1 pseudogene is annotated in these 228 nt (G+C 64.5%); it reads right to left on the bottom strand.

Annotated elements, in window-relative coordinates:
• Positions 1-228: pseudogene (locus OH705_RS29060) on the bottom strand (sodium:proton antiporter); the annotation flags it as partial.

Raw genomic sequence — 228 nt, 5'->3', positions numbered from 1 at the left:
GGCAGGTTGTACATGCGCGCATCGCGGATGTTCTCCCAGCTCGAGTCGGTAAACAGTACCCGGCAGCCCAGTTGTTGCAGGTCCTTGGCGATGGCGCGCGCAGGTGGGTTGGCACCGACCAGGAGAAACCCGCTCGGTGACGGTTCCGCCACCTTCAGCAGGCGCGCCAAGGGGCGTGCGGTGGCGCTTTGCAGTACCACGGTGCCGATGATCACGGCAAAGGTCAGT

This window comes from Pseudomonas sp. BJa3 (assembly GCF_026343815.1).
Classification (GTDB): domain Bacteria; phylum Pseudomonadota; class Gammaproteobacteria; order Pseudomonadales; family Pseudomonadaceae; genus Aquipseudomonas; species Aquipseudomonas soli.
This window is presented reverse-complemented; position numbering and strand designations above follow the sequence as displayed.